This window comes from Catenulispora sp. GP43, assembly GCF_041260665.1.
Lineage (GTDB): Bacteria > Actinomycetota > Actinomycetes > Streptomycetales > Catenulisporaceae > Catenulispora.
Window position 1 is genome coordinate 99385 of sequence record NZ_JBGCCT010000006.1, and the last position, 17259, is coordinate 116643.

Here is a 17259-nt window from a genome sequence, read left to right on the forward strand (position 1 = left end):
GCCGCAGGGTTTCCTCAACGCGGCGCGCCGTGGCCCCCGCTCAAACGGCCCCTCACCCGGTGCCGACGTTAGTTTGGTGCCCATGGACGCGATCGACGTTGCGGAGCTGGCCTTGAGTCTTCCGGACATTGACCCCTCGCAGCCCAGTCCGGCGCGCATCTACGACTTCTGGCTCGGCGGCAGCCAGAACTTCGAGGCGGACCGCGAGGCCGGGCGGCGGGCCGCCGACGCCATGCCCACGCTGGTCGGGGCGATCCGGGCCAACCGCGCCTTCCTCGGGCGGGTGGTGCGCCATCTGGTCGGCACGGCCGGCATCAGCCAGTTCCTGGACCTCGGGTCCGGTGTGCCGACCGTGGGCAACGTCCACGAGGTGGCGATGGAGCTCGATCCCGAGGCGCGCGTCGTCTACGTGGACGTGGACCAGGTCGCCATCGCGCATGCCCGCATGCTGCTGTCCCAGACCCCCAACGCGGTGGCGATCCTGGCGGATCTGCGGCGTCCCGACAGCGTGCTGGCGCATCCCCTGCTGCGGCAGACGCTGGACCTGTCCAAGCCGGTCGCCGTCCTGATGAACGCGGTCCTGCACTTCGTCCCCGACGGCGACGACCCGGCCGGCATCGTCTCGGCCTACGTCGACGCCGTCGCGCCGGGCAGCTACCTGGCGCTGTCGCACGCGGCCCCGGACCTGGCGCACCCCGGCGAGCAGCAGCAGATGCTGGACGACTACCAGCGCTCCACGCGGGTGCCGTTCATCAACCGGGAGCCCGAGGTGATCCAGGGGTGGCTGGCCGGCCTGGAGATCCAGCCGCCCGGGCTGGTCACCGTCGACCAGTGGCAGCCGGAGCCGACCGCCGCCGAGACGCCGATCTTGCGCACCTACGGTGTGTTGGCGCGCAAGCCGGCGTAGGCGGGCGTCCCAATCCTCGACCTAGTCCTCGGAATCCCAGTGCGCCACGGGGTTCCCGTGCCACCGGGTCCCGGCACGCAGCCGGTCGCCGCGCATCACCAGTGAGTACGGTCCGGCGACCGCCGCGTCGTCGAGCTGCGTGCCCGGCAGCGCGATGGCGTGCGGTCCGAGGGTCGCGCCGCGTCCCAGCCGTACCGTGTCCATCCGCATCAGACGGTCCTGGAACAGGTGCGTCTGCAACACCACGCCGCGGTTGACGGTCGCGCCGTCGCCCAACGTCACCAGGTCCGTCTCGGGCAGCCAGTGGCTCTCGCACCACACACCCTTCCCGATCCGGGCCCCCAGGCTGCGCATCCACATGTTCATGAACGGCGTCCCGATCAGCGACGCCCCGAGCCAGGGCATCCCCAGCTCCTCGATGAACGTGTCGAACAGCTCGTTGCGCCACACGAACGAGCTCCACAGCGGCCTCTGCCCGACCCGGAACCGGCCGACGAGTACCCACTTGGCCAGCGTCGTCAGCAGGCAGGCGACCACGCCGGTGGCCAGCAGCAGCCCCATCGCGGCCGGCAGCGCGCCGTAGAGTCCGAGCTTGTCGTACGCGGCCTGCACCCCTATCACCGCCAGGTCCGCCAGCAGGACCGTCAGGAACAACGGCAGCCAGCGGCACAGCTCCACGAAGGCGCGCGCCGCCACCAGCCGGAACGGCGGGTCGTAGGTCCGCGCCGTGTTCTCCCCGCCCTCCACCTGCCGCTGCACGGTGAACGCCGGCCGGCCCAGCCACGAGTCGCCGGGGGAGGTGCGCGGCGGGGTGTCGGAGTGCACGCCGATCAGCGACTCGTCGGCGACCCGCCGGAACGGCCCGACCATGCCGGAGTTGCCGACGAACGCCCGCTTCCCGACATGCGCCGGTCCCAGCCGCAGCCAGCCGCCGCGGATCTCGAACGGCGCGATCAGCGTGTCGTCGGCCAGGAACGCGTGGTCGTCGACCGCCATCAGGCTGGGCAGCGCCAGCACCGTCGAGGCCTCCACGCGCCGCCCGATCCGCGCGCCCAGCATCCGCAGCCACACCGGCGTGGCCAGGCTGGCGTAGAGCGGGAACAGCGCGACCCGCGAGGTCTCCATCAGCCGGTGCACCACCCACACGTTCCACGCGACGCGGCCGTGCGCGGAGTACACCCCCGGCACGATCTTGCGCGACAGTATCCGCACCACCACGGCGGTCAGCAGCATGTAGCAGACCACGGTGACTATGGTGAACGGCACCGACGACAGCAGTATCAGATCGGCCAGCGCGCCGGGCTCGGGATGCGCTCCGCGCCACAGGTAGAGCGCCACCAGGGCCGGCGCCGCCGCGAACAAGGGCAGCAGCTGCATCATCGGCAGCGTGATCATGTAGGCCGGGGTCCAGATCCGGGACTGGCGGTACTGCGGCGGCGGCCACTTGAACGTCGGCGCGTTCTCGTCGCGCCGCGCCGGGGTGCCGTGCCAGCGCTCGCCTTCCGGGACGGTGCCGGACACGCAGCTGCCGGACGTGACCTCCGCGCCGGCGCCGATGTCCGCGCCGGGCATCAGCATCGACCGGGTCCCGACCGAGGCGTGCGGACCGACCCGGATGCCGCCGACGTGCAGCAGGTCGCCCTCGATCCACCAGCCCGCGCAGTCCACCTCGGGCTCCAGGACCGCGCCGTCCCCGTACGCGGCCATGCCGGTCACCGGCGGCAGCGAGTGCAACTGGACGTCGCGCCCGACCCGGCACCCCAGTATCCGCGCGTAGTGGGACGCCATCGGGGTGCCGGCGACCCCGGCCAGGCTGAACGCGCCGACCAGCCGCTCGGCGGTCCACAGCCGCAGGTGCGTCCAGCCGCCGCGGTGGTAGGAGCCGGGCTGCAGGTTGTGCGTGAACACCCGCGCGCCCAGACCGCTGATCACCACCCGCGCCGGGGCGCTGCCCAGGGCCAGCCAGCCGCCGACGATCAGCCACCAGGAGGTGTGCGGGGCCCACTTCACCGGGCCGATGATGTCGTCCATCGCGGCGATCCCGAGCACCCACGGTATGGCCGTGACGACGAACAGGACCGCCAGCACCACAGCCTGGTAGAGCCCGGCGGTGGCGGGCGTCAGGTGCACGCGGCGGTGCCGCACCCGCGGCTTGCCGCCCTGGCCGCCGGCTCGGTCCGAGGCGTCCAGGAACCGCGCCAGCTCCGGCAGCTTCGGGTGCTGATACAGGTCCTTGACGGTGAACCCGGGGAACCGGTCGCGCATCTCGCCGACCAGCCGCGCCGCGGTGAGACTGCTGCCGCCCAGGCCGAAGAAGTCGCTGTCGGCCTCGGCCGGGACGCCCAGTAGCCGTTGCCACTGTTCGGCTATCCAGCCCGCGGTGCCGCCCAGGCCCGCGGCCGATCCGGCCGCGCCGGCGTCCTGGCCTGGCAGCGGCCAGGGCAGAGCCTTGCGGTCGACCTTGCCGGAGGTGCGGGTCGGGAGGTCGTCGACCAGGGCCAGCACCGGGACCAGTGCCGGAGGGAGGCGCTGGAGCAGCAGCTCGCGCGCCGCGTTCTTGTCGAAGGTGCTTGGGGCACCGCTGTCAGCGGAGCGCTGGTGCGGGATCGCGCCCGGCTGCGGCGCCGGGCCGTCGACGACGAGGTAGCCGACAAGCACCTGCCCGCCGGCCGGGCTGTCCTTGACCGCCGCGGCGGCCGCGCGCACCCCGGGCAGCGCCTGCAGCGCCGCGTCCACCTCGCCGAGCTCGATCCGCCGGCCGCCGATCTTCACCTGCTCGTCGGCCCGGCCGACGAAGATCAGCCCTTCGCGCTCGGCGCGAACCAGGTCGCCGGTGCGGTAGACGCGCGGGCTGCCCAGGGCCGGGTGCGGCGCGAACTTCTCGGCGTCCTTGGCCGGGTCCAGGTAGCGTGCGGTGCCGACACCGCTGATCAGCAGCTCGCCGGTCTGGCCCCACGGCACCGGCCGGCCCTGGGCGTCGACCACGGCCAGCTCCCAGCCGTCCAGCGGCGTCCCGATCCGCACCGGCGACCCGGCGCGCATCAGCGAGGCGCAGGCCACGACCGTGGCCTCGGTCGGGCCGTACGTGTTCCAGAACTCCCGGCCCGGCACCGCCAGCCGCTCGACCAGCTCCGGCGGGCACGACTCGCCGCCGACGATCAGCAGCCGGACCCGCTCCAGGGCCTCGGCGGGCCACAGCGCCACCAGCGTGGGCACCGTGGAGACCACGGTGATGCCGCGCTCGACGAGCCACGGCCCCAGGTCGGTGCCGGCCTTCACCAGCGAACGCGGCGCCGGGACCAGGCACGCGCCGTGCCGCCAGGCCAGCCACATCTCCTCGCACGAGGCGTCGAAGGCGACCGACAGCCCGGCCAGCACCCGGTCGCCGGGACCCAGCGGACGCTCGCGCAGGAACAGCCGCGCCTCGGCGTCCACGAACGCGGCGGCCGAACGGTGCGAGACCGCGACGCCCTTGGGCCGCCCGGTCGTCCCCGAGGTGAAGATCACCCACGCGTCGTCGCTCAGCGCCGGCGGCCCCGGCCGGCGCCCGGGCGTCCCGGGCCCGGGACGGATCGAGCGGCCCTCGCCGAGCACCGCGCACACCGAGGCGTCCTGCCAGATCATGTCCGCGCGCTCGTCCGGGTCGTCGACGTCGACCGGCACATAGGCGGCCCCGGCGACCAGCACGGCCAGGATCGCCACATACAGGTCGAGGGTCCCGGACGGAACGCGCACGCCGACCTTGTCGCCGGGCCCGATGCCGCGCCCGCGCAGTGTGTCGGCCAGCGCCGCGACCGCGCCGCGCAGCGCGCGGTAGGTCAGCGCCGAGCCCGCCGCTTCCAGAGCCGGCGCTTCGGGGTGAAGGGATGCCGTCGCATCGAGGACGTCGACCAGGGTCCGCGCCGGCGCGGCTCCCGCCACCGGCCAGACCGCATGGGCTGTATCGGTCGCGAAGGCTGGTGAAGCCGGCAGGAGGTGCCCGAGGGGCATGGTGGTGACCGTGTCCTGGGTGGGTTGCATGAAGTTTTTCTCGAGTCGTCGTAGCCGTTGATGACGTCAGGCCCGGCAGCCCTCGGGTGGCGACGCGACCGGCCATGCTCGTCCCATTATGGCCGTCCGCTTGGTAAGAACGGCGTTAAGAACTCCTAAAGAGAGTAGTAGCGGAGAGCATGCGATAGGTTCCAGCGACCATAACGAGCCCGGGGACGTTGAGGGAGTTGGCATGAGCGGGGAGTTTCCGTCCGAACAGTGGCGCGCGCGTTTAGGAACGCTCCGGCAGGTGGTGCGCCAGGAACTGGTGACCCGCCAGGTCGCCGCGCATGTGCCGGATCAGCCGGCCCTCCGGGTGCTGGATATCGGTTGCGGACAAGGGACTCAGGCGCTGTTGTTGGCACAGCGTGGTCATTCGGTTACTGGACTGGACTCGTCGGAGCAGCTGCTCGACCACTTCCGCGGCGTCCTGGCCGACGAACCCGAGGACGTCCGCGCGCGCGTGCACTTGGTGCGCGGCGACGCGGTGGCGCTGGCGGAGCTGTTCGGGCCGGACGCCTTCGACGTGGTGCTGTGCCATGGCGTGCTGATGTACTTCGCGGATCCGGCACCGCTGCTGGACGCGATCGCCCACGTGGTGGCGCCCGGCGGGCTGGTGTCCTTGCTGGTGCGCAACGGCGACGCGCTCGCGATGCGCCCCGGGCTGCTCGGCGATTGGGAGACGGCGAACGCCGCCTTCGAGGGCACCGGCTATCACAACCGCATCGGCGTGGACGCGCGTGCGGACCGTCTGGAGGAGCTCACCGCGGAGCTGGAGCGGCGAGAGCTGGCGGTGTCGCAGTGGTACGGGGTCCGCGTCTTCACCGACCCGGTCGCCTCAGACGCGGAACTGCCCGACGAGGCCATGCTGCAGGCGGTGTTCAGCGCCGAGGAACGAGCCGGCCGCACCGATCCGTACCGCCACGTCGCAGCGCTTTTGCACGTCATCGCCACCCGGGAATGACCAACCGCCGGCGACTCGTTGCCGAATGGTCATGAACCCCTTGCCGGCGACGATGAGCGCCTACGCCTTCAGCTCCAACGGCGGCCCCGAGGTCTTCGAAAAGATCGACCTGCCGCTTCCGGTCCTGGCCGATCGCCGTGTCCTGATCGAGGTCGCCTTCGCCGGCGTCAACTTCGCCGAGGTGCAGCACCGGCGCGGCGAGTTCGGCGCGCCGGACGGCCCCGGCGGCTACGACGTGCCGGGGCTGGAGGTGTCCGGGCGGGTCGCCGCGGTCGGCGACGGCGTGGCCGGGCTGCGGGTGGGGGAGCGGGTCGCCGCGTATCTGCCGTCGTTCGGCGGGTACGCGCAGTACGCCCTCACCTCCGCCGACTTCGTCCGGCCGGTCGGCGCGCTGCCGCTGGAGGTGGCAGCCGGCGTGCCCTGCGTCTACCCGACCGCGTACGGGCTCGTCTCCGACGTCGGACGGCTGCGCGCGGGAGACAGTGTTCTGATCCACTCAGCCTCCGGCGGCGTCGGCGGAGCGGCGGCACGCATCGCGCGGGCCGCCGGCGCCCGCCACGTCTTCGGCACCGTCGGCTCCCCGGCGAAGCAGCCGCCCGGCTACGACGCGATCTTCCCCCGCGACGGCTTCGCCGACCAGGTCCTCGCCGCCACCGAGGGCCGCGGCGTGGACCTGGTCCTGGACCCCATCGGCGGGCCGGTGCGCAAGGCCAGCCTGGAGGTGCTGGCGCCGTTCGGCCGCGTGGTGATGTTCGGCGACCAGGGCCTGCACGGCGACTGGAGCGAGGACCTGTGGCAGCTGTGGAAGACCACGAAGTCGGTCGGCGGCTTCAACATCGGGGACGTGGCGCGCCGCGCCCCGGCCACGATCGGCGGGCACCTGGAGACGGCGCTCGCCGCACTGGCATCGGGGGAGCTGCCGTACGAGGCGCCGAGCCTGGTGCCGATCGCGCAGGTGGCCGAGGTGCACCGGGCGTTCGAGGCGGGGGAGCGGTCGGGGAAGACGGTGCTGCGGATGCAGTGAGCCCGGCCTACCGCGCGGGCGCGTTCCCACCCAACAGCACGGCCAAGAGCAGCAGCACCGACGCGCCCGCCAACTCCACCGTGACGTTCCGCCGCAGCGCACCCTCGCTCCCGCCGGCCTCGCGCCACGTCGCGACGATCCCGCGCGAGCCCCGGGCGACACCGAGCACACACAGCAGAACCGCGACTTTCGCCAGGAGGAGGCGGCCATAGGTGGTGTCCATCAGGCCACTGACACTGCCCACTTCCCGCCACGCCTGATACAGCCCGGTGGCCACCAACAGCGCGACCGAGGCCAGCGCCAGCCGCGAGAATCGCCGCACCGCCGAGGCCACAGCCGTACCCACCGCCGCACCCCGGCCGGCCAACAACACCGCCACCACGAACAACCCGCCGACCCACACCGCCATCGCGGCGACATGCAGCGTCAACGCGACCATCGCCACCGGTGCCCCGCCGCCGGTGGCCGCATGCCCGGTCGCCCCCCACGTCGCCGCCACCGCGACGGTGAACGCCAACGGCAGCCCCGGCCCCGTGGCACGGCGCAGCACCGCGTCCCCGACCACCGCCGCCACCGCCAGCAGGACCAGGCGTGCCATGAACGCGTGGCCCTCGCGGGTCGCGAGTGTCACGGACCAGAGCGACCGGTCCAGCAGATGCGTGAGCGGCAGACCGCGCGCCGCCGGTGCGTAGGCGAGGACCTGGATCAGGGTTCCGATGAGCAGGAGGGACCAGCCGAATGCTGCCGGCCATGTGGGGGCCGAGGCTTCAGGAGCGGGACGGTTTGTGGTGGGCGGGTCCCCAGCCGCATCTTCGTCCTGCTTCCGCTGCCGAAACGAATGCAGCCCCGCAACTCCGCCGATCATCGCCAGCCCGGCGAACCCGAGCCACTGCCCGGCGTCGTAGACCGCGCTCGTCAGCCGGTTGTGCCCGAGCCCCGCGACACTCGCCGGCGTGCTCGCCGCGCCGACCGCGAACATGACCGTGCCGGAACTGGCGTGCCCGTCGTCGGCCGCCGTCACCTGCCACACCACCACGAACGTGCCGTGCCGCGCGTCGGCTGCCAAGTCCACCGCCATACTGTCGGCGCCGGACGGGCCGGCGTGCGGGCTCCCGGCGTCCAGGCTCCCGGCGTCCAGGCGGCGGCCGTCCGGGCCGATCACCTTCACCGCGCTGAGCCGCAGCACGATCTCCTCCGAGAACCGCAGCGTCATCTGCGCCGGTTCGCTCGCGACAACAGAACCCTGCGAAGGCGTCGACCCCACCAACTCCGCGTGTGCCGAAGCCGGCCCCGCCACCACGACCAGTGCCGCGAAAGCCGCCGCGCACACCGTGAGAATCCGCCGTCCCAGCGACTGCTTCAGTGACATTCCCCCGCCGCCTTCCGCTCCGCCACCAGTGCCGCGACCCCGCCTCGGTACCCGGCCAGCGTTTCCGCGTCCGGCTGGAACCGCCACGCTCCGCCCTCGTAGACCACTGTGCTGTTGCCGGCCGTCGAACCCTGATGCCAGATCAGCCGCACGGTCGTCGCGTTCACATCCGTCGCCGTGCCGATGACGTACGGCTCACCCAAGGCCGGCCGGCACTGCGTGTTCAGCAGCACGAAATCGGCTTGGCTCAGCGCCGCCTGTCCCGCCGCCGACCACAGTCCCCATGCCTGCGCCCACCCGCCGCCGGACAACAGCCCGAACTCCTGGGTGGCCACCGACCGCGCGCGCACCATCGAAGGCCCTGACGGCCCTGACGGCCCTGACGGCCCCGACTCGCCTGCCGCCCCCGCCCCCGCAGAGCCCTCGTGCGAAGCAGACCCCCGCGACCAGTCCGCCAACGCCGAATTGGCCGCGACCACCCCGATCGCCACCGCCAGCAGCACCCACCACCCGGCGGCCCGACCGCGCAACCCGAGGCGCGCAGCGCGCATCAGTCCCTCCCTCTCTACAGCGGAAAGCGGGGCGGCAGCCCTGAGCGCTGCCGCCACCCCGCCGCGCACTCAGTTCGTGAGCCGGTTGGTGCCGTAGTGCAGCACCATGCTCTGGTTCCCGCTCAGGTCCAGGTCCGCCGTGAACCGCAGCGAGTCCCGGATCTGCTGGTTCGTGATCGCCGTGCTCGGCGCCCCGCCCCAGGTGTAGGTGAACGTCTGCCCGGGGCCGACCTGCCGCTGCGCCAGCGGCACGTCGTGGAAGCCCAGCCGCGCGATGTAGAACGACGTTCCGTCGCCGCGCGGCACCTCCAGGTAGTCCTGCTGCGGATGCCCGTACGCCACCGAAGCGGTGTACGAGTGGTCGTCGGAGCTCGACGGCGCGCGCCAGATCAACACCGCGCAGTCGGTGGCCAGCGTCTCGGACGAGGTGTTGGTGAACGTGAACGTCCAGTCCCCGTACCACTGGTCGCCGCTGTACGAGACCGCCTCGGACAGCCCGACGTTGCTGGTGAACTGCGTGGTCAGCGGCTCGCTCAGGACCGGGTTCGCCCCGCTGATCGGGTGGTCCACGCCGGTGGCGCAGCGCTCCAGCGGCGAGCTGTACTGCGACGGCTGGCCGGTCGGCACCGCCTGGCTGTACGTGGCCGGCCCGGCGGAGACCGCCGAGGTGGTGCTGCTGTCGGCGGCCGCGCTGCCGCCGGTGCCCAGCGCGGCGATCCCGGCCGCGACCGCGGCCGTGGCCAGGCCCGCGGCCAGGCCCCGTCTGGTGGAGATGCGTTGCATGCGGGAGTCCCTTCTGCAATCAGGACGGTCCCGGCCGGCATGCCGGGAACCGGGGTGGTGCCATGGCATGGCGCGGTGCCCCGGAAGCGGGACAGAGCGCTGACAGCCGCCCCACGTCCCACGACGGCGCCGCGCAGTGAGGGAGCACGCCGTCGCCCGCACGTCACGTGGAAAGGCGAGGTGGTGAAGATCCGCATATACGGGTTTTGTGATGCGGAGAACCCTTCGTCATGGAAGGTCTACTGCTGTGCGCAGACCGCGTCAAGGGTTTCCGGCACCTTGGTCTAGTCCATTAGGTCTAGACCCATGTCAGGCGACTGCGGAAAAGGGCCACGCCAAGGGGCGTACAAGGGGATCACACCGCCATGATCATCTTCGCTCCAGGCCGGAATCGCTTCCGTGGCTGGCGTCCGGCTCCCGCGATCTGATAGATGTCACTGTGACTACCGCACCGCACACCCCGCCGCACGCAGCAGCCCGAACCGCAGACCGAACCGCAGACCGAACCGCAGACCGAACCGCAGACCGAACCGCCGAATCCCCGAACGCCGCCGCCTCCGGCACCTGGCAGCTCGCCGACCGCACCGTCCACCGCCTCGGCTTCGGCGCCATGCGCCTGACCGGCACCGGTGCCTTCCACCACGGCGCGCCCCGCGATCGCGACGCCTCCATCGCGGTGGTCCGTCGAGCCGTCGAACTCGGCGTGAACCATATCGACACCGCGGCCTTCTACTTCTCCACGCTGCGCTCCGCCAACGAGATCGTCAACGCCGCCCTGGCCCCGTTCGGCCCCGACGAAGTCCTGGTCGCCACCAAGGTCGGCCCGCGCCGCGACCGCGCCGGCGGCTGGGAGACCGCCGCGCGCCCCGAGGACCTGCGCGGCGACGTGGAACAGAACCTGCGCGAACTCGGCCGCGACCACCTGGACCTGGTCTACCTGCGCAACATGCGCTGGGCCTCGATCGCCGACCACTTCGGCGCCCTGGCCGAGCTGCGCGAGGCGGGCCTGATCCGCCACCTCGGCGTGTCCGGGATCTCCACCGCGCAACTGCACGAGGCACGCGCCATCGCGCCGGTGGTGTCCGTCCAGAACAAGTTCGGCCTGGACGACACCGCCTCCCTGGACCTCCTGCACGCCTGCGGCGACCTCGGCATCGCTTTCGTCCCCTTCTATGCCATCGCCGGCGCCCGCGCGGAAACAGCCGAGCCCGCACCCGACCAGTCGGCCCAGCCCGAGGAAGACCGCGCGGCGAAGGTGGCCGAAGCCCACGGTGTGAGCCCGCAACAGATCCGCATCGCCTGGACCCTGTCTCAGGGCCCGCATGTCCTGGCGATCCCCGGCACCGGAGATGTGGCGCACCTGGAGGCGAACATCGCCGCCGGGGCGGTTAGCCTGACGCCGCAGGACCTGGAGCTGCTGGCCGGGACCGGCTGAAAATCCTGCGGCGGCGGTGCGGCGGCGCGCTTAGCATGTGCGGCCATGAACGAGATCATCGTCCGCCGCGCCACCGCCGCCGATCGTGAGGCTGTCACTCAGTTGCTGGCCGATTCCTGGGGAACGACGAAGGTGCGCGTCGCCTCTGGCTGATCACCACCAACGACAACCTGGACGCGCTGCGCTTCTACCAGCGGCGCGGCCTGCGCATCGTCGGTGTCGCCCCCGGCGCGGTGGACGGGGCGCGCCGACTTAAGCCGACGATCCCCCTGATCGGGGACTACGGCATCGAGCTGCACGACGAGCTGACCTGGAACTGATCCTCTGACCGACCAGGGCCGCTAACCCGCCAGCCCCTCTAACCGACCAGCGCCTCGAACGAATCCAGCACCCGCTCCACCCCGAACTCGTACGCGTGGTCCGCGTCGTACGCGGACCCATGCGCCTCCCCGGCGGCCGAGCCCACCCGCACGGCCGTCGGGTACTTCTCGGCGTCGAACACCTTCTCCAACAACGGAGCGTTCGCCTGCCACCACTGCCGATCGCTCATCGCGCTCTCGGCCTGCGCGGCGCGCGTGTCCGCGGCGCTGCGGGCCCAGCCCTGGACGAAGGCGAGCAGGTGCGTCAGGCAGTCGTCGCGGGCCACGTCGTCGAGCCCCATGTCGTCGAAGGCCGCGAGTTCGTGCTCGTACTTGCCCATCAGGCCCGGGCCCAGCGGCGGCCGCGCGGTCGAGACCTCCGCGGCCCACGGATGCCGCTCGAACAGCGCGCGGTTCTCCTCGGCGACCGCCGCGACCCGCTCGCGCCACGGACGGCCGGCGGTGTCCGGGCGCGGCATCGCGGCGTAGGCGGTGTCCATCATCAGGTCCAGCAGCTCGGCCTTGCCCGGCACGTAGGTGTACAGCGACATCGGCACCACGCCGATTTCCTGCGCCACGCGCCGTATCGTCACCGCCTCCAGGCCCTCGGCGTCGGCGAGCGCTATCGCCACCGTGACCACCACGTCCGCGCTCAGCGCGCGCCGGGGTCCGCGGCGCGGTCCGGGGGTCGCGGACGGGTCCTCGGCGGCGTGCCAGAGCAGCCGCAGGGTCTGGGCCGGATCACCGGCACTGGTTCGTTCCGTCGGCACGGGAACAATCCTCCCGCATCGTGAGTTGTACGTTGTACACTGTACGTCGTACAGAGTTAAACGGCAGGAGTTGAAGCCCATGCAGATCACCGCGAGCGCGGTATCCCTCACCGTCGACGACGTCCCGGCCTCCAGTGCCTTCCTCACCGACCACCTCGGCTTCCAAGAGGTGCTGGCTGCCGACGGCTTTGCCTCCCTGACCAGGGAGGACGCCGGGATGCACGTCGTCTTCCTGCGGCGCGGCCTGCCGACGCTGCCGGCCGACCAGCGCGACGACCACGCCGGCGGCCTCATCCTGGCCTTCACCGTCGAGGACCTGGAGGGCGAACTGGCCCGCCTGCAGGACGAGGGCGTGGCCGTCACGATGCCGCTGACCTCCGAGGAGTGGGGCGAGCGGGCGTTCCAGGTGCGCGATCCCAACGGCGTGATCGTGCAGCTGGTGGACTGGAACGCGGCCGTCGCCGGGTAGCGCCCCGACAGTCCCACACAGTTCCCCACAGTCCCGCACAGGGCGAAAGCCGGGCGGTCGGGCCCGCCCGGCTTTCCCGTTCCGCGTCAGCGGATCAGACCTCCAGCCGTTCGCCGGTGCTGGCCGAAAACAGGTGCGTCTCGTGGCCGTGCGGCTTGGCGTAGAGGGTGTCGCCCTTCATCGGGACGGCGCGGGCGTCGACCCGCAGGATCATGTCCACGTCGTGCTCGCCCACGTGCGCGGTGGTGTACGCGAAAGCGTCGGCGCCCAGCTCCTCGACCAGGTTGACCTCCATCGCGATCGCCCCCTCGCCGTCGCCGACCAGGTCGAAGGACTCCGGCCGCACCCCGAGGATCAGGGTGCTGGCACCGGCGGAAGTGGCCACGCCCAGGGCGTCGCGCGAGACCGGCACCACCAGGCCGTCCAGCTTCACCCCGTCCTCGACGATCGGCACCTCCACCAGGTTCATCGCCGGCGAGCCGATGAAGCCGGCGACGAACACGTTCGCGGGCTTCTCGTACATGCCGCGCGGCGTGTCGCACTGCTGGAGCAGGCCGTCCTTGATGACGGCGACCCGGTCGCCCATGGTCATGGCCTCGACCTGGTCGTGGGTGACGTACACCGTCGTGATGCCCAGGCGCCGCTGCAGCGAGGCGATCTGGGTGCGGGTCTGCACCCGCAGTTTCGCGTCCAGGTTCGACAGCGGCTCGTCCATGAGGAAGACCTTCGGCTCCCGCACGATCGCGCGCCCCATCGCGACCCGCTGCCGCTGGCCACCGGACAGCGCCTTGGGCTTGCGGCCCAGGTAGTCGGTGAGCTCCAGCAGCCTCGCCGCGTCTTCCACCCGCTTGGCGATCGCCGCCTTGTCGACCTTGGCGATCTTCAGCGCGAAGCCCATGTTCTCCGCAACGGTCATGTGCGGATAGAGCGCGTAGTTCTGGAACACCATCGCGATGTCCCGGTCCTTCGGCGGAAGGTGCGTGACATCCCGATCGCCGATGAAGATGCCGCCGGAGGACACTTCCTCCAGGCCGGCGAGCATGCGCAGCGCGGTGGACTTACCGGAGCCCGAAGGTCCGACCAGGACCAGGAACTCCCCGTCCGCGATCTCGAGGTTCAGCTTGTCGACGGCGGGCGAATCCGCCCCGGGGTAGACACACGACGCGTCCTGATAGACGACACCTGACATCCCAACCTTACCCTTCTGACCGGCAGGAACGTGCCGGACGATCCGAATCCGAGGGCCAGCGCGCCGCCTCCGTCGAAGGTGCCGCCGCTGTTGGATAGTGACGGTACTCCGGGATTTCGTGTTGGGAAGTGCTGGAAGTGTGGAGATTGCGAAACCGCTGACGGGAGGCGGTGAATCGCTCTCGTCCGCACGGCGGCACTCGGCTTTGTCAGAAGGGTCTGCGCAGGCCGTGGCGTTCCAGAGCGTCGGTGTAACGCAGCAGGAGACCATCCAGGTCCTCGACAAGGAACTCCGCCGCCTCCAGTGCCTCGGCTGTATCGCCGGCCCGGAGCGCGTCCCGGATCTCCACGACATCGCGGCGCAGGCCCGAGAGGCTGTCGCCTTGGATGAGCACGCCCGGAAACCGCCGGCCCGGTAGGCGCACGACTGCGTTGTTGCCGCCGTCGGTGAACAGGTCTGCCTCGACTCGCTCGATCCCGCTCACGGCACCACCGTCACCGGCCACTTCCCCGCCTTCACCAGCCGCACCGCGACCGAGCCGACGATCCGGTGCCCGGTCTTCTGCGAAGCCCCGATCACCACCGCGTCGGCCCGCAGCTTGGTCGCGAAGTCGCACAGGCCGTGGAACGGGTCGCCCTCGCCGGTGTAGAACTCCCAGCGCGCCACGGTGCCCTCCGGGAGGCGCTCGACGGCTTCCTCCATCTGGCGGCGGAGGTCCTCGGCGGTGGCGCGGTTGGCGGCGATCATCTCCGAGGCTGCGGAGGGGGAGACGCTGGCCGGGTAGGGCTGGATGTAGACCAGGGCGAGCTTGGCGCCCTGGCGGCGGGCCAGGCCGGCGGCGTAGGCGGCGGCGCGGACGGAGCTCTCGGAGCCGTCGACGCCCGCCATGATCACGAGGGGGCCGTCCGTGCCCAGTTCGAACATTGTGCGACTCCCGGCGTGTGGGGGGTGGCCAGTGTGGGGGCGTTGTGCCCTGCTACCTACCGAGCATACGGAGATCCGCCGGTGATCTCCGCCAGATCCGCCTCGGTGAGCTCCACCCGCACCGCCTCGACCACCGGATCCACCTGCTCCGCGCGTCGGAAGCCGGCGATCGCCCCGCTCACCGCCGGGTTCGTCAGCGTCCACGCCACCGCGATCGCGCCAGCCGAGACCCCGTGCCGCTCCCCGACGGCGCGCAGCCGGTCGGCCAGCGCCAGGTTCCGGGTCAGCTGCGGCTCGGTGAACCAGTCGTCGTTCTTGCGCCAGTCGTTGTCCGGCATCGCCGCGATCCGCTCGCGGGTCATGGCGCCGGTCAACAGGCCCGAACCCATGGGGGAGTACACGATGACGCCGATCCCGTCCTGCCGCGCCGCCGGCAGGATCTCCGCCTCCACCTCGCGCTCCAGCAGCGAGTACGGCGGCTGCAGCGACTCCACCGGCGCGATCGCCTGCGCCCGCCGGATCTGCGCGACGTCGAAGTTGGACACCCCGATGTGCCGCACCAGCCCCTGCTCCTTCAGCTCGGCCATCGCGGCCCAGCCTTCTTCGAGCTCTGCTTCGGGCCGCGGCCAGTGGATCTGGTACAGGTCGATGGCATCGACGCCGAGCCGCTTCAGACTCGCCTCGGCCTCGCGCAGGATCGAGTCCCGCTTGAGGCTGCGCACGACCCGGCCGGTGCCGTCGTTCAGCAGCGAGCACTTGGTGAAGACATAAGGACGCTCATCCACCCCCTGCAACGCCCGGCCGACGACGCTCTCCGAATGCCCGAAGCCGTACCCGGCGGCGGTGTCGATCCAGTTCACGCCGAGCTCCAGCGCGCGGTGGATCGCACCGATCGACGCTTCGTCCTGCTGCGGACCCCACCCGAACTCCCAGTCCCCGCCGCCGATGGCCCACGCGCCGAACCCGACGCGGGTGATCGGCAGCCCCGTGGCGCCGAGCGGGACGGTGGGCAGGTTGGTGGTCGCCATGTTTCCTCCGGGGTGATCGTCTGGTGGAGACGATACCCCCGGGTTCGGTCTGCCAGCTCAGGCGGCGGAACCGGCGGAACCGGCAGGACCGGCGGCCCCGACCTCTCGCGGCGCGTTGGCGTACACGAACTCCTCGAACTCCCCGGCCGTCACGACCCGGAACCGGAAGTCCGGCTGCATCACGGCCAGCCGGTGCACCCCCAGCTCGGCATAGTCGGCGACCACCTCGGGTGTCAGCTTCTCGGTCGGCGTGACGGTGACCGTCAGCTCGTCTGGATCCCGTCCCGCCGCCGAGGCTGCGGCCCGCAGAGAACTGATATCGCCCTCGGCGCGCGCCCGGTCCAGCCTGAACCCGTACCACCCGGAGCCGTACCGCACGGCCCGCCGGAACGCCGCCGGGGACCGGCCGCCGATCACCACCGGGATCCGCTCCTGGACCGGCCGAGGCCGGGCGTCCAGACCGGAGAAGGAGACATGGGAGCCGTCCATCGCTGGCGCCTCGTCGTACCACAGCGTGTGCATCGCCTGGAGGAACTCGTCCGCGCGGGCGCCCCGCCCCCGTGGCGGGACGCCCATCGCGGCCATCTCGGGCTCCAGATATCCCACGCCGACCCCGAGCACGGTCCGGCCCTCGCTCACCGCGTCCAGCGAGGCCACCTCCTTCGCCAGCCGCACCGGGTTGTGCTGCGGCAGGATCAGCACGCCGGTCCCCAGCCGCACTCTGCGCGTCACCCCGGCCACCAGCGCCAGCGCGATCAGCGGGTCGAGGATCGGGTGGTCCGGATCTATCGGCGACGGCTCCTGCCGGGGGCTGGGCAGCACCACGTGCTCCGGCGCCCAGACCGACTCGTACCCCAGTTCCTCGGCCAGGGCCCCGATCCGGCGCAGCCCGGCAGCCGTGGCGCACGGCCCCATCCCGATCCCGAAAACGCCCACGACCGGCACCACATCGACCACGTCCGAACGCTACGAGCACGCCGGATCCGGCGACAAGCGAGGGTTCGGCATGAGGCTCATGCCGAACGCGCATGAGCCCTCTGCGATCCGATGCAATCCGATCCGGTGCAATCCGATCTGTCCGGTCAGTCGCTGGAGATCACACCAGCCGCCACAACTGGTCGGTGGTCCCGTTGTCGGTCCACTGCGTGATCTGCGCGTTGTCGGCGGTGGAGGCGCCGTTGACCGCCATCACCAGCCCACTGTGCACGTTCTGGATCTTCGACCACCCGCCGCCGGCGTCGACGATCCGCCACAGGTGGTCCGGCGCGACGTCCACCGTGGAGACATTGCCATCGGAGGAGATCTCCTTCAGGAACGCCCACGGCGTCCCGTCGCGGTTCACCAACTCGGTCCCGCCGACCACGTGCCGAGCCGAAGCCTGGGTCAGGGTTCGTGCATACACAATGATTCCTGGAATGTGCCGGGCGGCAGGCGCCGGATGGTTCACCATGTGACAGG

Annotated in this window: 16 protein-coding genes; 5 read left to right on the forward strand and 11 right to left on the reverse strand. The window is 71.6% G+C overall.

The features are described 5' to 3' along the window. Positions 1 to 82: 82 nt before the first annotated feature. Positions 83 to 907: an SAM-dependent methyltransferase gene (locus ABH926_RS14580; RefSeq protein ID WP_370366061.1), complete on the forward strand. Its 825-nt coding sequence runs from the start codon at positions 83 to 85 to the stop codon at positions 905 to 907. 21 nt (positions 908 to 928) lie between these two features. Here ABH926_RS14580 and ABH926_RS14585 read toward each other — a convergent pair whose 3' ends face one another. After that, complete coding sequence (locus tag ABH926_RS14585; protein WP_370366062.1) at positions 929 to 4927, reverse strand: Pls/PosA family non-ribosomal peptide synthetase; 3999 nt, start codon at positions 4925 to 4927, stop codon at positions 929 to 931. A gap of 202 nt (positions 4928 to 5129) precedes the next feature. Here ABH926_RS14585 and ABH926_RS14590 point away from each other — a divergent pair, with 202 nt between their 5' ends. Both ABH926_RS14590 and ABH926_RS14595 read left to right on the forward strand, forming a co-directional pair. After that, on the forward strand, positions 5130 to 5900 hold the full coding sequence (locus ABH926_RS14590) for a class I SAM-dependent methyltransferase (RefSeq protein WP_370366064.1): 771 nt from the start codon (positions 5130 to 5132) through the stop codon (positions 5898 to 5900). A 31-nt stretch (positions 5901 to 5931) separates the two neighbouring features. Next, positions 5932 to 6924 (forward strand): zinc-binding alcohol dehydrogenase family protein, encoded by a 993-nt coding sequence (locus ABH926_RS14595; protein ID WP_370366065.1) that lies wholly within the window; start codon positions 5932 to 5934, stop codon positions 6922 to 6924. A gap of 7 nt (positions 6925 to 6931) precedes the next feature. On the opposite strand, the gene ABH926_RS14600 is transcribed toward ABH926_RS14595, so the two are convergent. The 3 genes from ABH926_RS14600 to ABH926_RS14610 all read right to left on the reverse strand — a co-directional run bounded on the left by ABH926_RS14600 (position 6932) and on the right by ABH926_RS14610 (position 9627). Beyond that, the gene (locus ABH926_RS14600; protein ID WP_370366066.1) at positions 6932 to 8293 is read right to left on the reverse strand and encodes a copper resistance CopC/CopD family protein; all 1362 of its coding nucleotides are present in this window, start codon (positions 8291 to 8293) and stop codon (positions 6932 to 6934) included. Continuing rightward, a complete protein-coding gene (locus ABH926_RS14605) occupies positions 8284 to 8844 on the reverse strand; it encodes a hypothetical protein (protein ID WP_370366067.1) in 561 nt (186 codons plus the stop codon). The genes ABH926_RS14600 and ABH926_RS14605 overlap by 10 nt, the downstream gene beginning before the upstream one ends. A 69-nt stretch (positions 8845 to 8913) precedes the next feature. Further along, positions 8914 to 9627 (reverse strand): hypothetical protein, encoded by a 714-nt coding sequence (locus tag ABH926_RS14610; RefSeq protein ID WP_370366068.1) that lies wholly within the window; start codon positions 9625 to 9627, stop codon positions 8914 to 8916. A gap of 439 nt (positions 9628 to 10066) precedes the next feature. Between ABH926_RS14610 and ABH926_RS14615 the strand changes: the two genes are divergently transcribed. Beyond that, entirely contained in the window at positions 10067 to 11062 is a 996-nt protein-coding gene (locus tag ABH926_RS14615) for an aldo/keto reductase (RefSeq protein ID WP_370366069.1), read from the forward strand. A gap of 358 nt (positions 11063 to 11420) precedes the next feature. Here ABH926_RS14615 and ABH926_RS14620 read toward each other — a convergent pair whose 3' ends face one another. Beyond that, complete coding sequence (locus ABH926_RS14620) at positions 11421 to 12191, reverse strand: TetR/AcrR family transcriptional regulator (RefSeq protein ID WP_370366070.1); 771 nt, start codon at positions 12189 to 12191, stop codon at positions 11421 to 11423. 79 nt (positions 12192 to 12270) lie between these two features. Here ABH926_RS14620 and ABH926_RS14625 point away from each other — a divergent pair, with 79 nt between their 5' ends. Beyond that, a complete protein-coding gene (locus tag ABH926_RS14625; protein ID WP_370366071.1) occupies positions 12271 to 12660 on the forward strand; it encodes a VOC family protein in 390 nt (129 codons plus the stop codon). 94 nt (positions 12661 to 12754) lie between these two features. Here the strand turns inward: ABH926_RS14625 and ABH926_RS14630 are convergent, their stop codons facing one another. The 6 genes from ABH926_RS14630 to ABH926_RS14655 all read right to left on the reverse strand — a co-directional run bounded on the left by ABH926_RS14630 (position 12755) and on the right by ABH926_RS14655 (position 17251). Then, positions 12755 to 13849, reverse strand: a complete 1095-nt coding sequence (locus ABH926_RS14630; protein ID WP_370366072.1) for an ABC transporter ATP-binding protein — start codon at positions 13847 to 13849, stop codon at positions 12755 to 12757. A 208-nt stretch (positions 13850 to 14057) separates the two neighbouring features. Continuing rightward, positions 14058 to 14333, reverse strand: a complete 276-nt coding sequence (locus ABH926_RS14635; RefSeq protein ID WP_370366073.1) for a hypothetical protein — start codon at positions 14331 to 14333, stop codon at positions 14058 to 14060. After that, positions 14330 to 14773 (reverse strand): universal stress protein, encoded by a 444-nt coding sequence (locus ABH926_RS14640; protein WP_370366074.1) that lies wholly within the window; start codon positions 14771 to 14773, stop codon positions 14330 to 14332. Before ABH926_RS14640 ends, ABH926_RS14635 begins: the two co-directional genes overlap by 4 nt. Before the next feature lie 56 nt (positions 14774 to 14829). Continuing rightward, a complete protein-coding gene (locus tag ABH926_RS14645; RefSeq protein ID WP_370366075.1) occupies positions 14830 to 15801 on the reverse strand; it encodes an aldo/keto reductase in 972 nt (323 codons plus the stop codon). A 57-nt stretch (positions 15802 to 15858) separates the two neighbouring features. Beyond that, entirely contained in the window at positions 15859 to 16758 is a 900-nt protein-coding gene (locus ABH926_RS14650; protein ID WP_370366076.1) for an LLM class F420-dependent oxidoreductase, read from the reverse strand. Positions 16759 to 16897: 139 nt separating this feature from the next. Continuing rightward, positions 16898 to 17251, reverse strand: a complete 354-nt coding sequence (locus ABH926_RS14655) for an RICIN domain-containing protein (RefSeq protein WP_370366077.1) — start codon at positions 17249 to 17251, stop codon at positions 16898 to 16900. Between the last annotated feature and the right edge of the window lie 8 nt (positions 17252 to 17259).

Coding starts and splice junctions, on each gene's coding strand:
- ABH926_RS14580 (WP_370366061.1), top strand. CDS start 83: ATGGACGCGATCGACGTTGCGGAGCTGGCCTTGAGTCTTCCGGACATT.
- ABH926_RS14585 (WP_370366062.1), bottom strand. CDS start 4,927: ATGCAACCCACCCAGGACACGGTCACCACCATGCCCCTCGGGCACCTC.
- ABH926_RS14590 (WP_370366064.1), top strand. CDS start 5,130: ATGAGCGGGGAGTTTCCGTCCGAACAGTGGCGCGCGCGTTTAGGAACG.
- ABH926_RS14595 (WP_370366065.1), top strand. CDS start 5,932: ATGAACCCCTTGCCGGCGACGATGAGCGCCTACGCCTTCAGCTCCAAC.
- ABH926_RS14600 (WP_370366066.1), bottom strand. CDS start 8,293: ATGTCACTGAAGCAGTCGCTGGGACGGCGGATTCTCACGGTGTGCGCG.
- ABH926_RS14605 (WP_370366067.1), bottom strand. CDS start 8,844: ATGCGCGCTGCGCGCCTCGGGTTGCGCGGTCGGGCCGCCGGGTGGTGG.
- ABH926_RS14610 (WP_370366068.1), bottom strand. CDS start 9,627: ATGCAACGCATCTCCACCAGACGGGGCCTGGCCGCGGGCCTGGCCACG.
- ABH926_RS14625 (WP_370366071.1), top strand. CDS start 12,271: ATGCAGATCACCGCGAGCGCGGTATCCCTCACCGTCGACGACGTCCCG.
- ABH926_RS14630 (WP_370366072.1), bottom strand. CDS start 13,849: ATGTCAGGTGTCGTCTATCAGGACGCGTCGTGTGTCTACCCCGGGGCG.
- ABH926_RS14640 (WP_370366074.1), bottom strand. CDS start 14,773: ATGTTCGAACTGGGCACGGACGGCCCCCTCGTGATCATGGCGGGCGTC.
- ABH926_RS14645 (WP_370366075.1), bottom strand. CDS start 15,801: ATGGCGACCACCAACCTGCCCACCGTCCCGCTCGGCGCCACGGGGCTG.
- ABH926_RS14655 (WP_370366077.1), bottom strand. CDS start 17,251: ATGGTGAACCATCCGGCGCCTGCCGCCCGGCACATTCCAGGAATCATT.